The organism is Myxococcus sp. CA051A, assembly GCF_013336705.1.
GTDB classification, from domain to species: domain Bacteria; phylum Myxococcota; class Myxococcia; order Myxococcales; family Myxococcaceae; genus Myxococcus; species Myxococcus llanfairpwllgwyngyllgogerychwyrndrobwllllantysiliogogogochensis.
Genome location: NZ_JABUMS010000008.1, coordinates 117,172 through 138,181, shown reverse-complemented (window position 1 = coordinate 138,181; position 21,010 = coordinate 117,172). Strand labels below are relative to the sequence as shown.

19 protein-coding genes are annotated in these 21,010 nt (G+C 67.7%); 8 read left to right on the top strand and 11 right to left on the bottom strand.

Annotation, left to right across the window (positions count from 1 at the left end; all coding sequences use genetic code 11):
- Window positions 1-60 precede the first annotated feature (60 nt).
- Window positions 61-264 (top strand): cold-shock protein, encoded by a 204-nt coding sequence (locus tag HUA74_RS23475; RefSeq protein ID WP_141640366.1) that lies wholly within the window; start codon window positions 61-63, stop codon window positions 262-264.
- A 218-nt stretch (window positions 265-482) separates the two neighbouring features.
- On the top strand, window positions 483-914 hold the full coding sequence (locus tag HUA74_RS23470) for a DoxX family protein (protein ID WP_174456328.1): 432 nt from the start codon (window positions 483-485) through the stop codon (window positions 912-914).
- Between the two features lie 62 nt (window positions 915-976).
- Here the strand turns inward: HUA74_RS23470 and HUA74_RS23465 are convergent, their stop codons facing one another.
- Together HUA74_RS23465 and HUA74_RS23460 are read right to left on the bottom strand one after the other, a co-directional pair.
- Window positions 977-2,173, bottom strand: a complete 1,197-nt coding sequence (locus HUA74_RS23465; protein ID WP_254625206.1) for an SGNH/GDSL hydrolase family protein — start codon at window positions 2,171-2,173, stop codon at window positions 977-979.
- Window positions 2,174-2,282: 109 nt separating this feature from the next.
- Complete coding sequence (locus tag HUA74_RS23460; RefSeq protein ID WP_174456327.1) at window positions 2,283-2,543, bottom strand: hypothetical protein; 261 nt, start codon at window positions 2,541-2,543, stop codon at window positions 2,283-2,285.
- A gap of 184 nt (window positions 2,544-2,727) precedes the next feature.
- Between HUA74_RS23460 and HUA74_RS23455 the strand changes: the two genes are divergently transcribed.
- A complete protein-coding gene (locus HUA74_RS23455) occupies window positions 2,728-5,055 on the top strand; it encodes an arylsulfatase (protein ID WP_174456326.1) in 2,328 nt (775 codons plus the stop codon).
- Between the two features lie 327 nt (window positions 5,056-5,382).
- On the opposite strand, the gene HUA74_RS23450 is transcribed toward HUA74_RS23455, so the two are convergent.
- On the bottom strand, window positions 5,383-6,372 hold the full coding sequence (locus HUA74_RS23450; protein ID WP_174456325.1) for an aldo/keto reductase: 990 nt from the start codon (window positions 6,370-6,372) through the stop codon (window positions 5,383-5,385).
- Window positions 6,373-6,861: 489 nt separating this feature from the next.
- Here HUA74_RS23450 and HUA74_RS23445 point away from each other — a divergent pair, with 489 nt between their 5' ends.
- Window positions 6,862-7,338, top strand: a complete 477-nt coding sequence (locus HUA74_RS23445; RefSeq protein WP_141640361.1) for a DUF2147 domain-containing protein — start codon at window positions 6,862-6,864, stop codon at window positions 7,336-7,338.
- A gap of 78 nt (window positions 7,339-7,416) precedes the next feature.
- Here the strand turns inward: HUA74_RS23445 and HUA74_RS23440 are convergent, their stop codons facing one another.
- Window positions 7,417-7,902 (bottom strand): (2Fe-2S)-binding protein, encoded by a 486-nt coding sequence (locus HUA74_RS23440; protein WP_141640360.1) that lies wholly within the window; start codon window positions 7,900-7,902, stop codon window positions 7,417-7,419.
- Between the two features lie 2 nt (window positions 7,903-7,904).
- A complete protein-coding gene (locus tag HUA74_RS23435; RefSeq protein ID WP_174456324.1) occupies window positions 7,905-10,064 on the bottom strand; it encodes a molybdopterin cofactor-binding domain-containing protein in 2,160 nt (719 codons plus the stop codon).
- Between the two features lie 373 nt (window positions 10,065-10,437).
- Between HUA74_RS23435 and HUA74_RS23430 the strand changes: the two genes are divergently transcribed.
- Window positions 10,438-10,731, top strand: coding sequence for a hypothetical protein (locus HUA74_RS23430; RefSeq protein WP_254614798.1), 294 nt, complete (start codon window positions 10,438-10,440; stop codon window positions 10,729-10,731).
- Between the two features lie 107 nt (window positions 10,732-10,838).
- On the opposite strand, the gene HUA74_RS23425 is transcribed toward HUA74_RS23430, so the two are convergent.
- Window positions 10,839-12,113, bottom strand: coding sequence for a hypothetical protein (locus HUA74_RS23425; protein ID WP_174456323.1), 1,275 nt, complete (start codon window positions 12,111-12,113; stop codon window positions 10,839-10,841).
- A 559-nt stretch (window positions 12,114-12,672) separates the two neighbouring features.
- Window positions 12,673-13,389 carry an SDR family oxidoreductase gene (locus tag HUA74_RS23420; RefSeq protein ID WP_174456322.1) on the bottom strand — a complete coding sequence of 239 codons (717 nt, stop codon included), beginning with the start codon at window positions 13,387-13,389 and terminating at the stop codon, window positions 12,673-12,675.
- A 61-nt stretch (window positions 13,390-13,450) separates the two neighbouring features.
- On the opposite strand from HUA74_RS23420, the gene HUA74_RS23415 reads away from it, so the two are divergent.
- A complete protein-coding gene (locus HUA74_RS23415; protein ID WP_174456321.1) occupies window positions 13,451-14,386 on the top strand; it encodes a LysR family transcriptional regulator in 936 nt (311 codons plus the stop codon).
- A gap of 147 nt (window positions 14,387-14,533) precedes the next feature.
- Window positions 14,534-15,460: a hypothetical protein gene (locus HUA74_RS23410; protein ID WP_371817298.1), complete on the top strand. Its 927-nt coding sequence runs from the start codon at window positions 14,534-14,536 to the stop codon at window positions 15,458-15,460.
- A 32-nt stretch (window positions 15,461-15,492) separates the two neighbouring features.
- On the opposite strand, the gene HUA74_RS23405 is transcribed toward HUA74_RS23410, so the two are convergent.
- Together HUA74_RS23405 and HUA74_RS23400 are read right to left on the bottom strand one after the other, a co-directional pair.
- On the bottom strand, window positions 15,493-16,326 hold the full coding sequence (locus tag HUA74_RS23405) for an NAD(P)H-dependent oxidoreductase (protein ID WP_174456320.1): 834 nt from the start codon (window positions 16,324-16,326) through the stop codon (window positions 15,493-15,495).
- Window positions 16,323-17,348 carry an NAD(P)-dependent alcohol dehydrogenase gene (locus HUA74_RS23400; RefSeq protein ID WP_141640353.1) on the bottom strand — a complete coding sequence of 342 codons (1,026 nt, stop codon included), beginning with the start codon at window positions 17,346-17,348 and terminating at the stop codon, window positions 16,323-16,325. Before HUA74_RS23400 ends, HUA74_RS23405 begins: the two co-directional genes overlap by 4 nt.
- Window positions 17,349-17,422: 74 nt before the next feature.
- On the opposite strand from HUA74_RS23400, the gene HUA74_RS23395 reads away from it, so the two are divergent.
- Window positions 17,423-17,767: a helix-turn-helix domain-containing protein gene (locus HUA74_RS23395; RefSeq protein ID WP_141640352.1), complete on the top strand. Its 345-nt coding sequence runs from the start codon at window positions 17,423-17,425 to the stop codon at window positions 17,765-17,767.
- A gap of 48 nt (window positions 17,768-17,815) precedes the next feature.
- Here HUA74_RS23395 and HUA74_RS23390 read toward each other — a convergent pair whose 3' ends face one another.
- Both HUA74_RS23390 and HUA74_RS23385 read right to left on the bottom strand, forming a co-directional pair.
- A complete protein-coding gene (locus tag HUA74_RS23390; protein ID WP_174456319.1) occupies window positions 17,816-18,163 on the bottom strand; it encodes a hypothetical protein in 348 nt (115 codons plus the stop codon).
- 8 nt (window positions 18,164-18,171) lie between these two features.
- Window positions 18,172-20,991: a DUF4157 domain-containing protein gene (locus tag HUA74_RS23385; protein WP_174456318.1), complete on the bottom strand. Its 2,820-nt coding sequence runs from the start codon at window positions 20,989-20,991 to the stop codon at window positions 18,172-18,174.
- Between the last annotated feature and the right edge of the window lie 19 nt (window positions 20,992-21,010).

The following is a 21,010-nucleotide window of genomic DNA, read 5'->3' as shown; positions in this document are numbered from 1 at the left end:
TGATACTCTGTGGGGCCGGACGGCGACTCTCCCTGTCCGCGATGAAAGAAGAACAAGGCAATGGCAACCGGTACCGTGAAGTGGTTCAACGATGCGAAGGGCTTCGGCTTCATCACCCAGGACGGCGGGGGCGAGGACCTGTTCTGCCACCACACGTCGATCCAGGCGGACGGCTTCCGCTCGCTGGCCGAAGGCCAGAAGGTGGAGTTCGATGTCGCCCGGGGCCCCAAGGGCCTGCAGGCTCAGAACGTTCGCCCGATCTAAGCCCATCGTCATCCTGACGACTTCGTGATTCACCCAGAGGGTCCGATCCATTCGTGGGTCGGGCCTTCTGTATTTTCCGGGCCCCGCGGTGTCCGCCCCGCGTGAGGGCCGCCGGCTTCGGCAAGATTCCAATCCATTGGCAGCGAGAGCGCGTGCGCGGACCCGCCGGTTTATGTCCCCGCTCCGGCCCAGGTGCCGCGCTCCTCGAAGGGACTGCCATGAAGCTCGCCTCGCTGTTTCCTCCACCCCCATCGACGCTGGCCAGCACGGGGCTCCTGCTGCTCCGGGTCGTCGCCGGGGCCGCGTTCATGTTCCACGGCTGGTCGAAGATTCAGGACCCGTTCCACTGGATGGGGGCCGAGGCCTCCACGCCGGGCGTGCTCCAGGCGCTGGCGGCGCTCTCCGAGTTCGGCGGCGGGCTCGCGTGGATTCTGGGCGCGCTGGTGCCCCTGGCCTCCTTGGGAATCTTCTTCACGATGGCGGTCGCGGTGCACTTCCACGCGGTGATTCGGGGAGACCCCTTCGTCGGCCACACGGGCAGCTACGAGATAGCGCTCCTGTACCTCGTCATCGCGGTGGTGCTGCTGACCGTGGGGCCCGGACGATTCTCGGTGGACGCCTGGCTGCGGAAGAGACTCGCCAGCGCTTGAGCCGTGGCCGCTCAGGTCGGTGAGCGCGAAGGTGGGGGACTCATCGGTGTTCCAGGTCCACGTCACGGAGACGTGCGACAGGGGCACACGACTGTCTCGATGAACTGGCTCAGCGCCGCCGCCATCTTCCGGTGCGTGGCGGCGGACGGGTGCCAATCCTCGCCGACACCGTCGAGCTCGGGGACCTGCTCGGCCATCTCGTGGCGGTAGACCCGGGCATCCCCCTGTTGGTGACGTTCCGCCACGAGGTCGGAAATCCATTGGCCGACATGCACCGACGGCGGCCCGCCAGCCCCTTCGGCGTCCTTGTGGCCGTCCGTCATGCTGCCCAGCGTGCAGACGATGTGCGCCCGTGGGTGCAGCGTCCGCAGTCGCTCGAGGAAGGCCCGGTAGGCGGACTTGAAGGTCGCTTCATCTGGAAGGTACGCGTCGGTGCCACTGCCGGCGAAGGTGTCGTTGGTGCCGGCGTTGACGACAATCACGTCGGGCGACTCGCGCGAGAAGTCCCACGGGACGGCCTGGTCCGGGACGGCGAACTCGTAGATGGCGGGCAGCAGTCCCAACGTCGACGCGTCCAGGTTGCGATACACCCCCCGGCCGGAATAGCAGAGGAGGACGGGCTCCGCGCCCAGCGCCAGCGCCGTGAGCCAGGCGTAGCTCCGCTGGGGATTCTGGTGCTTCGAGGTGAAGGTCGGCGCGCTCCAGGGCGGTGGCTGGGGGATGACGGTGACGTCGTTGCCGTAGCCACAGGTGATGGAGTCTCCGATGAACTCCATCCGGAGCCCCTTGTGGGCGGGAGGCTCCTGAAGCTCGCCATGGACCTCCAGTGCCACCAGCTCGCTTGCGCCCACCGAGGACTCGGTGCGCTTGACGAGCTCCACCGTGTGCCGTCCCTCGTCCAGGCCGGTGGCGAGCACATAGGTGAGCTGGCCGCGATGAACCGCGAGCTGCTGGGGCGGTGCTCCGTCAATCACGACATCGAAGAAGTTGGTCCCCGCATCGCCGCCCAGCCCCATGTCGTTGAGCTGCATCCGCACGGCGTCTCCCCAGAAGCTCGCGCGAATCGTGACTCCGGGGTGGGAGAAGACGACGCCGGTGGGTGCGCGGTACGACCGCCCGGTGTAGCGCAGCCGAGGGTCCGTGGCGGGAATGGTCACCCACGTCAGGGATTTGGAGGGAGGCGCTGGTGGTCTGCACGCGGCCATCGTCAAGCCGAGGCCGAGGATGACTGCGATACCGCGCGGCGCATGCAGGCTCATCCTCATGCCCTCGATGCGTACCACGGCGCGGGGGCCGGTGCCCTGCGGCCGCGCCGCGAGGCTCGACCCGCGCGACACGCGGGCCGAGGTTTCCTTGGGGCGACGCTGCTCAACAGTTCTCGGGGAGATACACGGCGAAGTCCGTCTTCTGGCCGACGACGCGCAGCGTGTGGCCACAGCTGCAGTCCCCATGACCGACCTGCACGCTGTAGGTCGCGTCGCTGTAGTACGTGACGAAGGAGAACCCTTCACAGAAGGGGAGCTCGTCCGCGCGCGTGCCCAACTGGGAGTCCTCACCCACGTTGTCGACACCGCCGCAGCCCGCCAGCATTCCGACCGCCAACAGCCCACCCATGATGCTCTTGCGCATGATGAGACCCTCGGAGAGAAATTCGGGGATGTGAAGCCTTCCTAGGATAGCGAGCTTCCGCCCGGAGGGCACGCGTGAGGAGCATTGGCTGCTGTGTCTTCCGCTCGCGGCATGCGGGGAGTGGTCATTGCCTGCGCACCCTCCGCTCCCCAGTCTCTTTTCTCCATGAAGAGGGGGGCCTCGCATGACTTCCAGGAAACACAATCACTCCACGCCGGAACGCACCGTCCTGCCGCCCGAGCCGTCTGCCTTTGGTGGGACGATTGGCGAGACCTACCAGGACTCCGTGCCCGACTGGACACCCGCGCTCCCCCTGGTCGCGCCGGAGGGTGCGCCGAACGTGCTCATCATCCTCCTGGACGATGTCGGCTTCGGGCAGTTGGGGTGTTACGGCGGCCCCATCGAGACGCCGAACCTCGACACGCTCGCGAGCACGGGGCTGCGGTACAACAACTTCCATACGACGGCGCTCTGCTCACCCTCGCGCGCGGCGTTGCTCACCGGTCGCAATCATCACTCCGTGGGGCTCGCCGCCATCACCGAGGCGGCCACGGGTTTTCCTGGCAGCTACGGGTCGATTCCGAAGAGCGCCGCCACGGTGGCTGAAGTACTGAAGCAGAATGGTTACAACACCATGGCCCTCGGGAAGTGGCATCTCACCCCGTATACCGCCTACACCGCAGCGGGGCCGTTCGACCGCTGGCCGGTCGCGATGGGCTTCGAGAAGTTCTACGGGTTCCTCGGCGGAGAGACCGACCAGTGGGCGCCGTTGCTGGTCCAGGACAATCAGTTCATCGAGACGCCCACGCGTCCGGGATATCACCTGACCGAAGACCTGGTGGACCGGACCATCACCTACATCCGGGACCAGCAACAGGCGAACACCGGGCGACCCTTCTTCACGTATCTCGCGCTCGGGGCCTGCCACTCACCGCTCCATGCGCCCCGGGAGTTCGTCGACAAGTACCGGGGTCGGTTCGCGCAGGGCTGGGACAAGGTCCGCGAGGAGGTGCTCGCGCGGCAGAAGGCGCTGGGCATCCTTCCCGAAAGCGCGCGACTGACTCCGCGAGACCTCGCGGTCTCCGCCTGGAGCGACTTGAACGAGGCGCAGAAGGCGGTGTACTGCCGGCTCCAGGAGGCCTTCGCCGGGATGCTCGACCATGCCGACCACCACATCGGTCGCCTGCTCGCCGCGCTCGACGAACTGGGGCTCCGTGACAACACGCTCATCCTGGTCGCCTCCGACAACGGGGCGTCTCAAGAAGGGTTGGAGCACGGCGTCACGAATACGGACCGGTATCGGAATTTCAACCCGGAGACCGTGGAGGAGATGACCCTGCTCCTGGACCAGGTGGGCGGTCCCGAGACGGACCCGCTGTATCCGATGGGCTGGTCCCTCGCGGGGAACGCGCCCTTCAAGAAGTGGAAGCAGGACACGCATATGGGGGGCAACACCGACGCGCTCATCATCTCCTGGCCCGCGAGGATTCGAGCGCGGGGAGCGATTCGCAATCAGTACCACCACATCATCGATATCGTTCCGACCCTGCTCGAAGTGGGTGGGCTTCCCGAGCCCATGTCAGTCAACGGCGTCAAGCAGATGCCCGTTCAGGGGGTGAGCCTCGCCTATACGTTCGACGATGCGACGGCGAAGACTCGCAAGAAGGTGCAGTACTACGAGATGCTCGGCAGCCGGGCCCTGTGGTCGGATGGCTGGACGGCCGTGGCGTGGCACAAGAAGGGCACGTCCTGGGACGAGGACCGCTGGGAGCTCTACAACACCGACGTCGACACGACGGAGTTCGACGATGTCGCCGCGAAGCACCCCGAGAAGCTCCAGCAACTGATTGCGCTGTGGGAGGTCGAGGCCAGGAAGTACCAGGTCCGGCCGCTCGACGACCGGCGCTATGAGCGTGCCGCGGACCCAGGGCGCCCCGTCGCCGCACTGCCCAAGGAGCGCTATACGTTCTACACGGGCACGTCGAACCTGCACCCGCTGGCGGGGCCCTCGCTGCTGGGCAAGCCGCACACCGTCACCGCGTTTGTCTCCCTCCCCGACGCTGGCGCGGAGGGGGTGCTGGCTTGTTTTGGCGGGGCGTTCGGTGGATGGACCCTGTTCGTCCAGGAGGGCCGGCTGCACTACGTCCACAACTACCTCAAGATCGAGGAGTACGCCGTGTCCTCGACCCGGGTGGTCCCAGCCGGGCAGCACAGGTTGGGGGTGCGCTTCACGCCGACGGGAAAGCACCTCAAGCCGGACTTCTCCACGGGCGACGTGGTCCTGTTGATGGACGACGAGCAGGTCGGGGCGCTGAAGGGCATCAAGATGGGGGCGATGTACAGCGCCATGACCGGGTATGGCCTACTCGTGGGGCGGAACACGGGCACGGCCGTCAGCTCCCGCTACGAGGTGCCGTTCGCCTTCACGGGGACGCTGGAGAAGCTCGTGGTGGACGTGAAGGGCGAGCGTGACGCGGAAGGGGAGCTGCGGCTCGCCTTCTCCCAGGAGTGAGGAGGAAGGCCCTCCCCACGGTGAAGTCAGTTCAGCGCCTGGGCTTGTAGCGCAGCCAGAGCAGGTCGCCGGTGCGCTTCTCGAAGGAGACCCGCTTGAGATGGCGAGTGGGTCCCTTCCCCTCGCGTGCATCGAAGAGCGAGGGGGGCCGATGGAACCATCGGCGATGGGCGCCACCAGCACGCTCAGTTCGTCGATTGAAATCAGGCCAATCATCCACGCATGGACGCTTCACGTCACGCATCTGCGGTGTCCTCGCGAAAAGGCCGGGGCGCTGCTCCCCGGAGGATTGCTGAGCGCCTGTGCTGGTGTGTGGGGCTCGGTGATTCAGCGGCCTGTCGTCTTCTCCAACGCCTCCGGGTAGCGCGCGCCCTGCACGGTGATTTTCGAGGCCGCGTCCCTGAGTTCGTGAAGGTCCTGCGCCGTCAGCTCGATGCGGGCCGCGCCGAGGTTCTCCTCGAGGCGGTGCAACTTCGTGGTGCCTGGGATGGGGACGATCCACGGCTTCTGGGCGAGCAGCCACGCGAGAGCAATCTGCGCGGGCGTTGCCTGCTTCCTGGCGGCGACCTGGGTCAGCAGGTCGACCAGGGCCTGGTTCGCCTTTCGGGCCTCTGCGGTGAATCGCGGGACGATGTTGCGGAAGTCGTCCTTGGCGAAGGAGGTCGTCTCGTCGATCTTCCCCGTCAGGAAGCCCTTGCCGAGCGGACTGAAGGCGACGAGGCCGATGTCCAGCTCCTCGAGGGTCGGCAGCAGGTCCTCCTCCGGCCGTCTCCACCAGAGCGAGTACTCGTTCTGCAGCGCCGTGACGGGCTGGACCGCGTGCGCCCGACGGACAGTCTGCGCACCAGCTTCGGAGAGCCCGAAGTGCCGCACCTTGCCTTCGCGGATCAGGTCCTTCACCGCGCCCGCGACGTCCTCGATGGGCACGTTCGGGTCCACACGGTGTTGGTAGAAGAGGTCGATGGTCTCGACCTTGAGCCGCTTGAGCGAGGCTTCGGCGACCTGCTTGATGTGCTCGGGCCGGCTGTCCATGCCGGCCTGCTTCCCGTTCTCATCGAGCTTGAACCCGAACTTGGTGGCGATGGCCACCTGCTTGCGGAAGGGCGCGAGCGCCTCGCCCACGAGCTCCTCGTTCGTGTAGGGACCATAGACTTCGGCGGTGTCGAAGAACGTGACGCCCTTCTCGACGGCCGCCCGGATGAGCGCAATCGCTTGCTGCCGGTCCATCGCAGGGCCGAAGCCGAAGCTCATGCCCATGCAGCCAAGTCCAATGGCCGAGACTTCCAGGTCGCTCTTCCCAAGTCCGCGCTTCTTCATGGCGCTACCTCCCGTGGGTCTTTCGGAGCCCCTGCCTGGCCGCCCGCTCGCGCGGTGCCCGCGACGACGGCCTCGAGCCGGTCTGTCCGACGCGCGCCGGGGGTCAGTTCGGGTCTGCCGCACCCTGTTCACGAAGAAAGGTAGGCCCCGGGTCCTGAGTGGACCAGGCGCGCCGAAGCCCATGGGCTTGTAAGGCCTGATTGATAATGCGGCGGGGCTGCCTCGCGGGCACCGGGCGTCCGATGACGGCAGCATAGGGGGCTCGCCGTCTCCTCGTCAGCATGGGGGCGCGCCTCCCGGGGTGACAACTCCACCATGCAGGGGAGGCACCACGGGCCGTGCATGCCGCGAAGCGGCACGTTTGAGCGCTGCACAGAACGCGAGGAAGGGCTGCCGGTCCGCACAGCGGTGGAGTACAAACGACGTGATGGGACGCTTGAGCGCAAGCCCCCTCCGTTGTGAGCCCCCCGCGCAGAAGGACCTCAAGACATGAATGCAACCCGGTGGTTCGGACTCGCTTCCCTGACCCTGATGCTTGCCTCGAGTGCCCTGGCCGAGGACAAGGCCCCCGCTCCCGCCGCGACGAATGGCGCCGTCGGCAAGTGGACGACCATCGATGACGAGACCAAGAAGCCCAAGTCGGTCATCGTCATCTCCGAGGAGGACGGCAAGCTCGTCGGCAAGATTGAAAAGCTCTTCCGCGACCCCAAGGAAGAGCAGAACCCGGTCTGTGACAAGTGCCAGGGCTCGCTCAAGGACCAGCCCATCATCGGGATGACCATCCTGCGCGACCTGAAGAAGGACGACGACGAGTGGACCGGTGGCACCATCCTCGACCCGGCGAACGGCAAGACCTACAAGTGCAAGATCGCCCTTGAGGACGGCGGCAAGAAGCTGAAGGTCCGTGGCTACATCGGCATGTCGCTGCTGGGCCGCACCCAGCACTGGGTCCGCGCCGAGGAGTAGCGCGTCGCCGCGTGAGCCCGGGTGGACTCCCTGTTCGAAGGGAGTCCACGCCAGCACGGGATGCAGCGGCTCACGGCATCACCCGCCGTTGACGCCCGCTCCACTTCGCAGCAACAACGCCGCGCGTTTGATGGCGGCCCGGATGCGGACATAGGTGCCGCATCGACAGACGTTCTCGCTCATGGCGGCGTCGATGTCCGCGTCGGATGGGTGGGAGTTCTTCCTCAGCAGCGCGACGGCGGCCATGATCTGCCCCGGCTGACAGAAGCCACACTGGGCCACGTCCTCGGTCACCCACGCCTGCTGCACGGGATGCAGCCCCTGGGCGCCCAGTCCCTCGATGGTCATCACCTCGCGGCCCGCCGTGCTTCCCACGGGGTGGATGCAGGGACGGAAGGCTTCTCCATCCAGGTGGCTGGTGCAGGCGCCGCACACGCCTACCCCGCAGCCATACTTGGGGCCGGTGACACCCAGCACATCGCGGAGCACCCACAGCAGGGGCAGGTCCGCGGGCGTCTCCACCGTCACCGACTGACCATTGAGGATGAATTGATGGGCCACCATGGTCAGACTCCCTCGTCGAGGATGGGGAAGCGGGTGGGCATCGTCCCGGTCGCCCGGGCAATCGCGTTGGCCAGGGCCGCCGCGGCGCTGGGATAACCCAGCTCTCCCACGCCGCCCACGCGGTCATCCGACCGGACCAGGTGCACCTGGATGTCGGACGGGACGTGCTTCATCCGCAGCCACCGGTAGTCCGCGAAGCTGCCCTCGCGCACCGCTCCCGCGTCGATGTGGAGGCCCGCGCTCAGGGTGGTGGACATCGCGTCCACCGCCGCGCCCTGGAGCTGCGCCTCGATGCCCTTCGGGTTGATGGGCAGGCCGACATCCGCGGCGATGACCACGCGCAGCACCCGAGGCGTGCCTCCCGTGACGTCCACTTCGATGAGGTGCGCGATGGCGCTCTCCCACTCCTCGAGGACGGCGACGCCCTGGGCCACTCCGGGCGGCAGCGCTCGGCCCCACTGGCCCTCGGACACGACCTTCTCCAGGACCGCCTTGAGCCGGCTGGACGTGAGCCGCGAGCGCCTCAGGGCCACGGGGTCGACCTGGAGCTCGCGAGCCAACTGGTCGACGAAGACCTCGTTGGCGACGCCCACCTGACTGGTGAACACCGAGCGGAAGGAGGCGGTGGGAATCGGAATCGCGACCTCGCGCAGCTCGTGGCCCACCAGGCCGAACCGGTAGTGGAGGCGCTGGGAGAGGGCGAAGAACACCGCGCTCGTCACGTTGGGGAGGACTTCGCCCGCGAGCGCCGTGAGCACATCTCCAAAGCCGTGAGGGAGCTCCACGGTGGGAATGGCGGCGCGGTGGTTCCAGCCGAGGAGGCTTCCTCCCAGTCCCAGGTGGGCGAGGATGCGGTGGTGGCTGGCGGGCCGGAAGTGTCCGTGGCGCATGTCGTCGTTGCGGCTCCACATCAACTTCACCGGCCGGCCAATGGCGCGCGAGACGAGCGCGGCTTCCACCGCGACCTGATTGAAGAACCTGCGACCGAAGCCGCCACCGGCCCGGACGACGTGCACGGTGACTCGCTGCGGGGCGAGGTCCCAGCCGAGCGCCCTGGCGACCTCGCGCTGCGCGTACTTGGGGTCCTGCGCTCCGAGCCAGATCTCCGCTTGATTCCCCTGCACCCGGGCCACGCAGCTCTGGGTCTCCATCGTCGCATGCGCGAGGTAGGGGAAGTCGAAGCGTCCTTCCACGGTCCGGGTCGTCAGCAGCGGGGGCAGGGGCCTGGGACCTATCGCGTCGCGCAGCCGGGCCCGGATGTCGACGTCGGACAGCGTGCTGGCCGGGCCCGCTGCCCAGGAGACCTGCAGGGCGTCGCGCGCCGCGAACGCCTGCGCGAAGGTCTGGGCCACCACCGCCACACCCGAGGCCAGGGGCACCACGCCGACCACGCCTGGCATCGCTCGGGCCACGGCATCGTTGAAGGATTGGACGGTGCCTCGCAGCGTCGGAGGCCGAGCCACCACCGCGGGCAGTGCCCCGGGGACGTCGAGGTCCAGCGCATAGCGCGCCGCACCGGTGACGATGTCCAGCGCGTCGATGCGTCCCGTGGGTCGACCGACCACGGTGTACTCGCTCGGAGGCTTGGGCTGGGAGGAGACCGCGGGCAGCAGCACGTGCGCGGCGTCCTCCGCCAGTTCGCCATAGCCGACACGGCGGCCGTCGGGTGCGTGCACCTCACCGTTGGCGGTGGTGAGGGTGAAGGCGAGGGCCCGAAGGCGGAGCGCGGCGGCGGTGACGATCCGTGCCCGGGCCTCCGCCGCGGCGGAGCGAAGCGGCCCCGCCAGGTAGCGCATCGTCGAGGACAGCCCGGTGAGCTGGATGAGCCAGCGAGGGTCCGCGTCGGCGCTGCGCACGTCGACCGAGTCGAGCGCCACGTCGAGCTCTTCGGCGACCAGCATGGCCACGGCCGTGGTGATGCCCTGGCCCATCTCGGTACGCGGCAGCGTGGTGACGACACGCCCGTCCAACTGGATGGCGATGTAGAGGCTGAGCGGCGTCTGCGCCTCCGTCACGGGCGCTTCGGCTGCCGCCGCCTCGGGCACGTCCAGCCCCAGCCGGGCTGCAATCATCAACGTGGGAGAAGCCACCACCCACGTCAGGAACCGGCGGCGGTCCATCCCTCCTGGAGCCGCCGCGTCTGATTCGAGCGCATCCGCCATGGGCAAAGCATCGCACACGGCCACGGTGTGCCCAAGACGACGTGGCCGCCTGGTTCATCGGGCTGACAGGCCCTCCGTCCAGGCGAGGACATCCGTCCCGGTTTGTGTCGAAGGAGCCGCACGCCTGGGCGAACATTCGAGTCGCGCGGTACGTTCGCTCCGAAGTTGAGCGCCACATGTGAGGGATTGTGGAGTGTCAGTCTCGCGCTCGGATATCAGGCGCACGACGTTCTTGTTCCCCGTCGACAGCAGGACCTCTTCGCGGCTGGCCACGAGTCACCCTCCGCGGCGCGAGGCTGGCGCTGGATGGACGCCCGATGATGGACCTTGCTAGGGTTACAATTGAAACATCGATACTTGTCACAAGGAGTTCATGATGACGCTGTCCCGTTGGGTCGTTGGGATGTCCGCGCTGCTGGCCAGCGCTTGCGGTGGGCCGCCCCCGGAGCAGTCCGAGGAGGCAACTCCCGCGGCCGAGGTGAGCACGGTGGAGCAGCACTCAGAGCCGCCGGGCGGAGAAGTGCGGTACGGCGAGCACCGGACCTATTACACCAGCGCGACCAAGACGACCTGGGCCGGGGCCTGGCACTACGACTGTGAGGGGTACATCACGGTGTCGGGCCAGGTGACGCCCTACTATACGGACATCCGTTTCATCTGCCCGTAGCCGTCCTGTTGAAGCTCGGAGTCGGCGGATGCGCGGTCGCCTCCGAGCAGGCACGAGGCGTTCCAGGGAGAGGCGCGAAGCTGGACACGCCCCTCCCCGGGCGCTGCTCACTCCTCTGGTTCGGGAGTGGTTCGCGGGCAGCTCGGTGACCCGGGGAACGGCGACCAGCCCCGTCCACAGGCCGTGGCGCTGAGCCTGGCGAGCCGAGACAGCACTTCAGGCGTTTGCATGGCGGGCAGGAGCTGCCCGTTGATCAACGCCGCCTTGAAGGCGGGCTCCGTCGCGGCGGGGATGAGCACCCCCCTCAGTCGAGCGAAGACCACCAGTTCGTCATAGACAGCGGAGAGCGTGGCGGCCGTGGTGCGGTCCTGCGGGCTGAGCTTGGAGAAGTCGACGCCAATCTCATACAGGTGCCGGAGGGAATGGAGCCCCTGGCCACATTCATGGCCCGTGAAGTCCTGGCGGAAGCCACCGTCGACGCCAAGGGGGCCGACGAACTCCGCGCGGTCCGTGCAGACGTGGTGGGAGATGCGGTCCGCCAGCGCGTGCAGGTGGATGCCGAGCCGCGCATCCGCCACATGGGACGCGCCGCCACCGACCCAGGTGTCGAACTGATTGGAGAGCACGGGAGGCGTGCCGCTGTCGGAAGACACGGAGATCACCTGCTCCCCCGTGGAGAGGGTGAAGGGAATCGCCAGGTCGTCGTACAGGCCGATGAGCCCCTTCACCTCCACCGACTCGCCGCCCTTGTCGGTGTAGCAGGCCGAGCCGGTCGCGAGGTCTCCCCTGGGGCTCGCCACCGTCAGGCCCGCGGTGCACAACGGCGCGGCGGCGCCCGCGCCCTCCATCGCCCATGCACGCGTGTGGGCGAGCATCACCTCGATGTCCGCGTCATCGACCTCGGGCGCGAGCCCATTCACCCCCGTGGGCGGCACCGCCAGCACGCCGTTGTAGGGCGCCAGGTAGTGGTAGAGCACGCCTCCCGTGCTGAGGTTGGTGCGCACCAGTCCACTGACGTCGACCGTGGTCAGGTCCGCCGCACCCGGCACGGGCTGCCCGTAAATGTCTCGCGGGATGAATTGACCGAGGTCGGTCGCCTCGTCGTAGGCCGCAATCCAATAGGCATCGGAGAAGGAGAAGCCCACAGCCCGCGCCATGAGGTAGGTGGCGTCGGAATGGACGACGCTCCGCCCTCCGTCGAACTTGTTCGGGGCCGAGAGGAGCACCTCCAGCGCCTCGGCGCGGCACCGGGGGCTCGTCGGCTCCTTGAGTGAACAGCTCTTGGGCAACGTCGTGCAGTTCGCCACCGTCCCCGAGCCCTTCGGGTAGCACACGTCCTCGGCGAAGGCCCGCGCCGCTGCCGGCACCAGGACCGTCATCATCACCGCGGCCCCACACCACCATGATTGTCGATTCCGCATTCGCTGACCCCCCACGAAAGGTGAACTGAGACACCGAGGCTCGGCGGGACGGGTCGCTCAACGTCCTCGTGGCGCGTCGGCGTCGGGATGTCGAACTGCTGGAAGTGTGTCAGGCCGCGCTGGTGAGGAGCCTGCCGTGCGAGGACTCGATGAGGTGCTTCTGTCCGCGGTCCTCGTCGAAGGGCTGCCTGCCATCCTTCGTGGAAATCGCGCCCATGCGAAGAGTCCTTGAAAGAGGTGAAGGGGACACCGGAATTGAAGCTCCGGCTCGCGAAGTCCTGAGGCAATCCTCCTGAAAGGCTTGCGGATAGCCGAGAGCCAACACTGGGTCCTGAAGCCCACTCCCCGCGAACCACTCCTTCCAGAGCGGGTGGGCCAGGAGGCTCTCCTCCTCGAGCCCCACCGCGTTCAACGGCTGCTCACACGCTGCTGGGAGCTCCTTCTCGGACGGTGCCGATGGAGGGACCTCGAACTGACGTCTGAGCGGGGGAGGAAGGTCCACTGGCCTGGCGGGCCGTGGTCAGACGAGGGGATGTCCACCATCCACGTGCAGCACCTCGCCCGTGGTGAACCCGTTGTTCATCAGGAACACCGCGGCATGGCCCGTGTCGGTGGTGGTGCCGATGCGTCCCACAGGGAGCCGGCGCGCGTGTTGTTCGAGGAGCGGGCCCTTGGCGTCCCCCGCGACCGCGTCCCAGACGGGGGTGTCAATCCAGCCGGGCGACAGGACGTTCACACGCACCGGCGCGAGCTCCAGGGCCCAGGCACGCACGGCGGACTCGATGGCGCCGTTCACCGCCGCGATGACAGAGCCGTTCTTCATGGGGCGCACCGAGGCGATTCCCGTGGTGAAGACGAGCGAGCCGCCGGGCTGGAGCCGCGCATGCTTTGCGACATGGAACGCGGCCATGAGCTTGGAGTCGATGATGCGGCGCGCGGCGGCGAAATCCATCTCCTTGATGGGAAGGTAGCGAGCCTCCACCGCCGTGACGACCACGTGGTTCACCGGGGGGAGCACTTCGAAGAGCCGGCGCACCGCGTCCTCCTCGGTTGCATCGGCTGAGACGGTTCGCACACGGTCCGGGCTCCCGAGCTGCTCGGCGGCTTGGGCCAGCTTTTCAGGGGAACGGCTCACGAGCGTCACACGAGCGCCTTGCTCCAGCGCCGCCTGGGCCACTCCGAGCCCGATGCCCGAGGAGCCTCCCACCACCACGACATGTTGTTGTTCGAGGGTCATGACGTATGACTAGCGCTCGAAGACGATTGCAACCACGGGATGAAATGAAAGACTCCATCCCATGGATGGGATGATGATGAGCGAGAACCTGCGGCTCTTCGTGGCCGTGGCACGGCAGCTGAGCTTCGTGGAGGCCGCGAGGCGCCTGGGCATTCCCACCAGCACGGTGAGCCGTCGGGTGGCGCTCCTGGAGGAATCGCTGGGGACTCGGCTCCTTCAGCGCACCTCGCGGAGGGTCGGGTTGACGCTGGAGGGGGCTCGACTGCTGGAGCGCGCGGGGCCGCTCCTGGACCAGTTGGGCGAAGTGCTCGACCAGACCATGGACCGGGAGGAGGAGCCCGCGGGCAGGTTGCGGATGACAGCGCCCGTGACGTCCGGAGCCCAGCGGATCGCCCCCTTGTTGTTCTCCTTCATGGCCCGGCATCCCCGCGTGGACGTGGAGCTGTTGCTCACCAATTCGAAGGTGGACTTGGTGGAAGAGGGTTTCGACATCGCCTTCCGGGTCGGCCCCATCCTCGACGCCGAGCTGGTGGCCCGACGGTTGTGGAGCATCGAGTCGGTGTTCGTGGCCTCCCCACGCTTCGTGCAAGACGTCTTGAAGGGGCGAACCCTGCTGACCCGGGAGGAACTCCAGGACGTGCCAGCGGTGCTCTCGCAGCCTCAAGGTGTGTGGCGTCTGCGCCGCCGCGACGGCCGAGTCGAAGAAGTCCGACCCAGGGATGTTCGCGTCACGGTGAATGACCCCCGGGTGGCCCTGGCCGCTGCCCAGGAGGGGCTGGGCGTGGTCAGCGGAATCAAGGAGATGGTCGAGCAGCAAGGCTCCGCGCTCGTGCCGCTCACCGTGAAGGGGCATACCCTGGAGCCGCGAGACGTCTTCGCGGTGTATCCCTCACGCCGGCAGCTCTCCACGCGGGCGCGCCGGGTGCTCGACTGGGTGATGAAGCACGGCTCGACGGCCCCATCGGCGAAGCAGCGGGCAACCCGCGCTCACGAGTAGCTGATGACACGGGACATCAGGGGGATGAATGCCGTCATCGGGCTCCTCGGTGTCGAGCGGGCTGAGCTGTCGCGTGCGTCCGTCCCAAGTGCTTGATCTCCTACGAGAAGGAGCGCCACGGCCCTGGTGGGTGATGAGACCGGAGGGGTGGCATGCGTCCTGCTCTATGCCCCCGCGTGCCTCGCCATGGCGGCCTGGGTGTCCTCCCTGGGCTTGCCCTCACTCTTCGACTTCCCCGGGTCTGAAATGTCCATCTCGGTCCTCAATCGCTCCTGCTTCTCCCTTCCCCACGCGAGCACTTCCACCAGCCAGCCCGTCTCGGCTCCGGTCCAGGGAGTGGAGAGCACGGCCGCGCGCCAGCCGCGCAACGACGTGTGGCAGAAGCTCATGACGGACTCCTTCGAGCCGGCCCCGACCCGGCCAGGAAGCTCTCGCGCGGCGGGCGTGCCCTCGGGGGCTTCATCATCCAGTGACGCGGGGCCCGGGTTCGGCGCGCCCTCCGCTGGGTCCACGCAGCAGGCGAACCCGAGTGAGCCGTGGTTGAGCCGCAACAACGTCGGCTCACCCTACAACAGCAACATGCTGCTCATCGACCCGGGCCAGAAGAGCCAGTACAAGTACACGAACACGTTCACCAACAACACGGGCCAGCCGCAGACCGTCACCCTCTGGAACAAGACGGGCGAGAACGGTGGCCCGAATGATGGGCAGAACTTCGACAAGAGCACGCCGAAGACCTTCACGCTGCAGCCCGGCCAGTCGCAGGTCGTGGCGTTCGACACCAACAGCAGCGTGGCGTGGTGCGTGTCCAAGGATGGTACGGCGAATCCCGGCGCGAACTCAGGTCAGACCTGGGGAGAGGCGACGTTCGCGAACGCGGGCACGGGCTGGAGCGGCTACGACACCAGTCAAATCAGCCCCGCGGGCCACAATGGAAACATGTCCATCAAGAACGACGCCGGGGGCGCCACCGTGACGCAGGCCAACGCCTGGCAGACGCCCTCGGATGACCCCGCGGGCCGCGATGTGGGCGTCCCCGCGGGTCCGTTGAACCTGACCACGACCTTCAGCTGACCTGGACGTCGTCGCTCGCTCCGGGCGAGTGCTCAGCGCGTTCCCGTCGCGCGCGGGCTCCCCTCGACTGGCAGTTGCTCCGGCTCGCCCGGTTTGACCAGGTGGATGCTGGTGCCGGAGGCCGCGTGCCCGAGGCCGGGCTTGAGCACCTGCTGGGTGTCGTAGTGGCCACCGTTCTGCCTCCGGAACGGGATGACGTCATCGGTGAACAAGCCGTCCAGCCGCGCCTTGAACGCCGCCGCGATGGACGGCCACTGCTCTTCTGTCAGCCGGTCCACGTGATACGCCGTGAATGGCGGCAGGACCTCCATGCCGGGATAGAAGAGGACCCCGTGCTGGATGGGGAAGAGGAGGTCATCCAGGGCGCCGTTGACGCCTCGCTCGGTGTAGTGCGGCGCGCGCCCGCCAATCGTGACGGACAGCATGGCGCGGCGGCCCACCAGCGTGCCCTCGCCATAGCGGTCGCCCCAGCGCTCGCCTCCATGTTCGCCCACGCCGTAGGCGAAACCGTAGGCGAAGACCCGGTCAATCCAACCCTTCAGGATGGCCGGCATCGAGAACCACCACATCGGGAACTGGAAGAGCACGGCATCGGCCCAGAGCAGCTTCTCCTGCTCGGCCTCGATGTCCGGGCTCTGAGAGCCGTTGGCGAAGGCGTGCTTCGACGCCCCCACATAGGACAGTCGCTCCCTGGCATCATGGTTCAGGAAATCAGCGCCATCGGCGACCGCCTTCCACCCCATGGCGTAGAGGTCGGAGACGCGGACCTCGTGACCCAGCGCGGTCAGGTGGTTCACGGCGAGGTCCTTCAGCGCCCCGTTGAGTGAACGCGGTTCGGGGTGGGCGTAGACCAGCAGGACGTTCATGACGTCCTCCCGGCGCGGCTCACGACGACCTTGCCCAGGTGCTGGCCGCTCGCGAGGTGCTCCCAGGCGGCGCGCGCATCGTCGAAGCCGAACACGCGGTCGATGACGGGCCTGATGCGGGTGTGCTCGAGCGCCGCGACGAAGCGTTCGAACATCGAGACCGAGCCGACGTAGACGCCGTGCACGGTCTGCCGCCGGTAGAAGACCGAGTGCAGGTTCACCTCGCCCCGTCCGCCGGTGAGTACGCCGAGCATGCTCATCGTGCCGCCGTAGCGCAGCGCCGCGGAGGACTGGTCGAAGGTGGCCTGGCCACCGACGTCGACCACGAGGTCCACGCCGCGCCCGCCGGTGAGCGCCTTCGCCCGCTCGCCCCACTTCGCCTCGGCCCGGTAGTCGATGACCTCCTCGGCGCCGAGCTCGCGCAGCCTCGCCGCCTTGTCCGCGCTGCTCGACGTCATCAGCACGCGCGCGCCAGCGGCCTTCGCGAGCTGCAGCGCGAACACCGAGACGCCACCGGAGCCCTGGAGCAGCACCGTCTCACCCGGCCGGAGCGACGTGACTTCGAACAGAGCCTGCCACGCGGTGAGCCCGGCGCAGGGGAGCGTCGAGGCCTCCTCGAACGAGTACCCCGCTGGGATGCGCACCCAGCTGTGCTCTGGCAGCACCACCTCTTCGCGAAGCATGCCGTCCACCCCGCTGCCGCCGAGCGCGCTGGCGTGGTGCGCGTCGCTCAGCTCGCCGTCGACCCAGTGAGGGAAGAAGTTGGCCATCACCCGGTCGCCTGCCTTCCAGCGCGTGACACCAGGACCCACCTCGATGACCTCGCCGGCGCCATCGGAGGTGGGCACGCGCGGTGACTTGAGGTTCTTCTCGGCGCCCTTCGCGATGAGCACGTCGCGGTAGTTGAGCGACACCGCCTCCACGCGCACCTTCACCTCACCCGCGCCCACGCTGGGCGAGGGACGCTCGGCCCGCGTGAGTGCATCAAACCCCGGCTTCGGCTGCAGCTCCCATGTCTTCATGGTGAAGACGTACGATTCAGGTTATTTCTTCGCAAGTACGCACAAGTTTGGTGAGTACGCACAAAAAGGGAACCATGGCCCGGAAACGCGACGACGATTCGAAGACCAACTGCGCGGTGGAGGCGTCCCTGGGCGTCATCGGCGGGCGCTGGAAGGGCGTGGTGCTGTACTGGTTGTTGAAGGGCACGCACCGCTTCGGCGAGCTGCGCAAGCGGTTGCCGAACTGCAGCCAGCGGATGCTCACCTTGCAGTTGCGCGAGCTCGAGGAAGACGGACTGGTGAAGCGCACCGTCTACGCGGAGGTGCCGCCGCGCGTGGAGTACGAACTCACCGCCTTCGGTCGCTCCCTGGAGCCGGTGCTGATGGGGCTGCGGGAGTGGGGTGAGAAGTACAAGCGCCGGTTGCAGCGCGCGGCCTGAGCGCACCGGGCCTGCCCACCCGACCGCATCATTGGGTCCAGCCCGACGCTACAGTGCCACCCGGTGCTCGGCGTCCGGCCTCCGGATGATGAGCTCCGAGAGCTCCACCAGCCGAGGCTCCGGCCCCGCGAGGAACCGGCCGCGCACGACGGCGGGGTCGTTGTAGTACCAGGGGCCCCCCACGTAGGCGGACACCACCTGGAAGCAGCGGTCCTCGATGTTCGGGTACTCCAGCTGGATTCGGGGCCGCTCGGGTGTCAGCTCCAGCGACTCTCGCGGCGCGCTGATGAACGCCTTGGAGAACATCGCGATGAACTGTCCCTCCACGGCGACGGGCTGGCCGTCGTACCGCTGGGCTTGTGCGAGGAGCGCCTCGACCGAGATGGGAGTTTCCATGGGGTTCGTCAGTACCAGTGGAGCACCTTGACGGCCTGACCGGTGAAGATTTGCGAGAACTCCGCTTCCGACTGGAAGTACTGGATGCCCCAGGGGTTTCGCACCGCCACCACCTTGACCCCGCTTCTGACGGTGACGCCGTCGATGACCACCGCATGCAGCGGATGGGTGGGATTGTTGGTCTTGATGACGGCGATGGCTGGGTTGCCGCCCTGTGTCGCCGACGCGAGGTCCGCCACCTTCCAGCCTGTCTTGGCTTCAGCGGCGACCCTGTTCCACTTCAGCATCTCCACCATCTTCTCGATGGTGGTGCCCGAGGGGCCCGCCCCCTTGAGCATGTCCTTGAGGAGGGTCGGACTGACGGGCCCGCCCATGCTGGCAATCATCTCGCAGGAGACCGGGCCGCAGGTCGGCGCCGGCCCCTGGAAGGAGAGGGGCCTGCCGGGCGAAGCGGCCCTCGGCGTGACGCCCTGGATGCCCTGGTCGGGGAGCTGGGCCAGCTTCGTGGGCTTGGAGCCCAAGAGCGCGGCGTCCGTGAGGACTCCCTCCGCGAGCAGCTCGCCATCCTTCCCGAGCACGACGACCCGGGGGCTGCCTCCCACGAGCTCGGAGATCTTGACCGTGCCGCCGTTCTGCAGCTGAGCCTCGATGGCCACCGCCGCGCCCACGGTCTTCTCGCCGGTGCGCGCGCCACGGATGATGGTGACCGCCCGGATGCCCGTCGTCCCCAGTGACAGGGCCGACAAGCCCACCGACACCAGGCCCATGGCCATCATCGTGTCGGCCGCCTTCTGCTGCGCCGGGTCGACGACGTTGTTCGCGCCCTGGGTCAGCGAGAGCATCGAGCCCTCCTGATACATCTTGAGGCCGCTGACGGCGCCATACGTCGCGAGCGACGTCTCCAGCGCGATGACTCCGGCGACACCCACCGCCGAGGTGGGCGGGAAGATGGTGAGCACCAGCAGGCCAATCGTCGCCGCGCCCATGACGATGGCCTGGGCGATTTCCCACCGCTGCGCGGAGGCAATCTCGTCGAGGACCTGCTGCTGGACCTCCGGCGTCGCCAGCACCATCAGGTCCTGGACGATGGGACGCAGGAGCAGGTAGTCGAAGTCCGCCGAGTCGATCTTCGTCTTGAAGAGGTCGTAGTCGGCCTGACGCTTGTCGATGCTGGAGATGATTCTCGCCAGCAGCGCGGCGGGCGACCGGTTCGTCGAGAAGATGTCGAGCGGCAGGATGTCGTACCGGGCCGGGCCCAGCTCATCCAGATAGGGCCTGAGAGTCTTGACGGCCTGCATCGCCTGCTGGGCGGATTCGTAGCCCGTGAACTTGTTCGGGTCGGCGACCGTGCTCTCCGCGTCGGGCCCCTCGTGGAGCCGGGGGGCGGGGTTCGCGGACTCCGCCTGGGCGTGTTCCTGGAGCGATGAGACAGGGCTGCGCGCCGGCGCGACGAACGCGGGACGGTTGCGCCACCGGTCCTCTGCCTGCACCAGGGCGTGGCACCCGGTGCAGGCGCGGTACCGGCCTTCAATCTGCTGCTCGTAGACCCAGCCGAGCAGCGGGTTGTCCGTCCTGGCCCACTTGTCGAAGGTGAGCATGGTCATGCCCCCCTCGCTGGCCGCCAGCATCCCCAGCTCGTTGGCCCGGCTGGCCATCACCTGGCCCTGGACCTGATTGGCGCTGAGCTTCTCGGTGAAGAACTTCTTCCACTCCTCCAGGCGGGCCTTGTTGCTGTCCATCCGCAGCTTGCCCGCATCCTTCACGCGCTGCTTGAACTCCGCCAGCGACGTCGCCGCCGTCAGCGTCGTCATGCCGCTCTTCGCGGAGAGCTTGACCGTCTTCTGGCCGCGAAAGAGGGTGACGGGGTTCAGCTGGCCGGGGGCGATGGAGAAGCCGAACTGGAAGGCCTCGGCGGCGACCTCGTTCGACTGGATGTCGAAGCGGACGCTGTTGCTCGCCGCGTCGATGACGACGTTGGCATCGAACTCGCCGTCGACGATGTCGCACTGGGTGAGCTGGTAGGAGACGGGCCCCGTGCTGGCGTGGAACGTAATCGTGTTGTCCGCGCAGGCGATCTCCACGAGCGACACGCCGGACGCGGGCGCGCCCCCCTTCCTCCGCAGCGTGTGCCCCGCACCGCCCTGTTGCGCGACATGCGCCAATTCGTGCGCGAGCAGATGCCGGCCCGCGCGCGTGCCCGGGTTGTACTCGCCTTGATTGAAGTAGATGTGGGTTCCGTGGGTGAAGGCGCGCGCTCCCAGGGAGCTGTTCATCCGGGCCGCGTGGTCATCCGTGTGGATGCGGACCCGGTCGAACGGGGTGCCCATCGCCGCGCCCAGCTGTCCTCCGAGGGCCGTCGGGAGCTGCTGCCCTCCCGACGACCCGCTCAGCTGGCTCTGCAAGTCGGGGGCGGACGCGGTGGCTCCGGAGTCCGCCTTGCGCTGAAGGGTTCCTTCCGTCTCCTCTTCCGCGCACTTGCCGCACTTGCGCTGGATGAGAGGCGAGGGTCCTTCCTCGTCCTCGCACGTCGAGCACTTGCGCTGGATGCGGTCTCGCATCGTGGGCTGGGAGGCTTGTGCGTCGCCTCCCCCCACCACGCGGTCCGCCACGGCGTCGGCCTCGCGCTCCAGGGCATCATCGGGGGCGCCGATGCGAAGCTTGGGCTGGATTCGCGGCGTCGGGGGCATGACGCTGATGCGGGCGAAGTCGAACCGGGGCCCCGGGTCTGTCGGCTCCGCCTGGCGTGCCTGGGAGGAGCGCCGCGGCTCGGTCTTCGCGGCGGGAGCCCGAGCCGCGGACGGCTGGGGCTTACGGTCGAACGCGAACATGAGGCCCTCCAGGAAGGCT

Excerpts from the sequence above, each read along its gene's own strand:
- HUA74_RS23475 (WP_141640366.1), top strand. The coding sequence starts at position 61 with ATGGCAACCGGTACCGTGAAGTGGTTCAACGATGCGAAGGGCTTCGGC.
- HUA74_RS23470 (WP_174456328.1), top strand. The coding sequence starts at position 483 with ATGAAGCTCGCCTCGCTGTTTCCTCCACCCCCATCGACGCTGGCCAGC.
- HUA74_RS23465 (WP_254625206.1), bottom strand. The coding sequence starts at position 2,173 with ATGAGCCTGCATGCGCCGCGCGGTATCGCAGTCATCCTCGGCCTCGGC.
- HUA74_RS23460 (WP_174456327.1), bottom strand. The coding sequence starts at position 2,543 with ATGCGCAAGAGCATCATGGGTGGGCTGTTGGCGGTCGGAATGCTGGCG.
- HUA74_RS23455 (WP_174456326.1), top strand. The coding sequence starts at position 2,728 with ATGACTTCCAGGAAACACAATCACTCCACGCCGGAACGCACCGTCCTG.
- HUA74_RS23450 (WP_174456325.1), bottom strand. The coding sequence starts at position 6,372 with ATGAAGAAGCGCGGACTTGGGAAGAGCGACCTGGAAGTCTCGGCCATT.
- HUA74_RS23445 (WP_141640361.1), top strand. The coding sequence starts at position 6,862 with ATGAATGCAACCCGGTGGTTCGGACTCGCTTCCCTGACCCTGATGCTT.
- HUA74_RS23440 (WP_141640360.1), bottom strand. The coding sequence starts at position 7,902 with ATGGTGGCCCATCAATTCATCCTCAATGGTCAGTCGGTGACGGTGGAG.
- HUA74_RS23435 (WP_174456324.1), bottom strand. The coding sequence starts at position 10,064 with ATGGCGGATGCGCTCGAATCAGACGCGGCGGCTCCAGGAGGGATGGAC.
- HUA74_RS23430 (WP_254614798.1), top strand. The coding sequence starts at position 10,438 with ATGATGACGCTGTCCCGTTGGGTCGTTGGGATGTCCGCGCTGCTGGCC.
- HUA74_RS23425 (WP_174456323.1), bottom strand. The coding sequence starts at position 12,113 with ATGATGACGGTCCTGGTGCCGGCAGCGGCGCGGGCCTTCGCCGAGGAC.
- HUA74_RS23420 (WP_174456322.1), bottom strand. The coding sequence starts at position 13,389 with ATGACCCTCGAACAACAACATGTCGTGGTGGTGGGAGGCTCCTCGGGC.
- HUA74_RS23415 (WP_174456321.1), top strand. The coding sequence starts at position 13,451 with ATGGATGGGATGATGATGAGCGAGAACCTGCGGCTCTTCGTGGCCGTG.
- HUA74_RS23405 (WP_174456320.1), bottom strand. The coding sequence starts at position 16,326 with ATGAACGTCCTGCTGGTCTACGCCCACCCCGAACCGCGTTCACTCAAC.
- HUA74_RS23400 (WP_141640353.1), bottom strand. The coding sequence starts at position 17,348 with ATGAAGACATGGGAGCTGCAGCCGAAGCCGGGGTTTGATGCACTCACG.
- HUA74_RS23395 (WP_141640352.1), top strand. The coding sequence starts at position 17,423 with ATGGCCCGGAAACGCGACGACGATTCGAAGACCAACTGCGCGGTGGAG.
- HUA74_RS23390 (WP_174456319.1), bottom strand. The coding sequence starts at position 18,163 with ATGGAAACTCCCATCTCGGTCGAGGCGCTCCTCGCACAAGCCCAGCGG.
- HUA74_RS23385 (WP_174456318.1), bottom strand. The coding sequence starts at position 20,991 with ATGTTCGCGTTCGACCGTAAGCCCCAGCCGTCCGCGGCTCGGGCTCCC.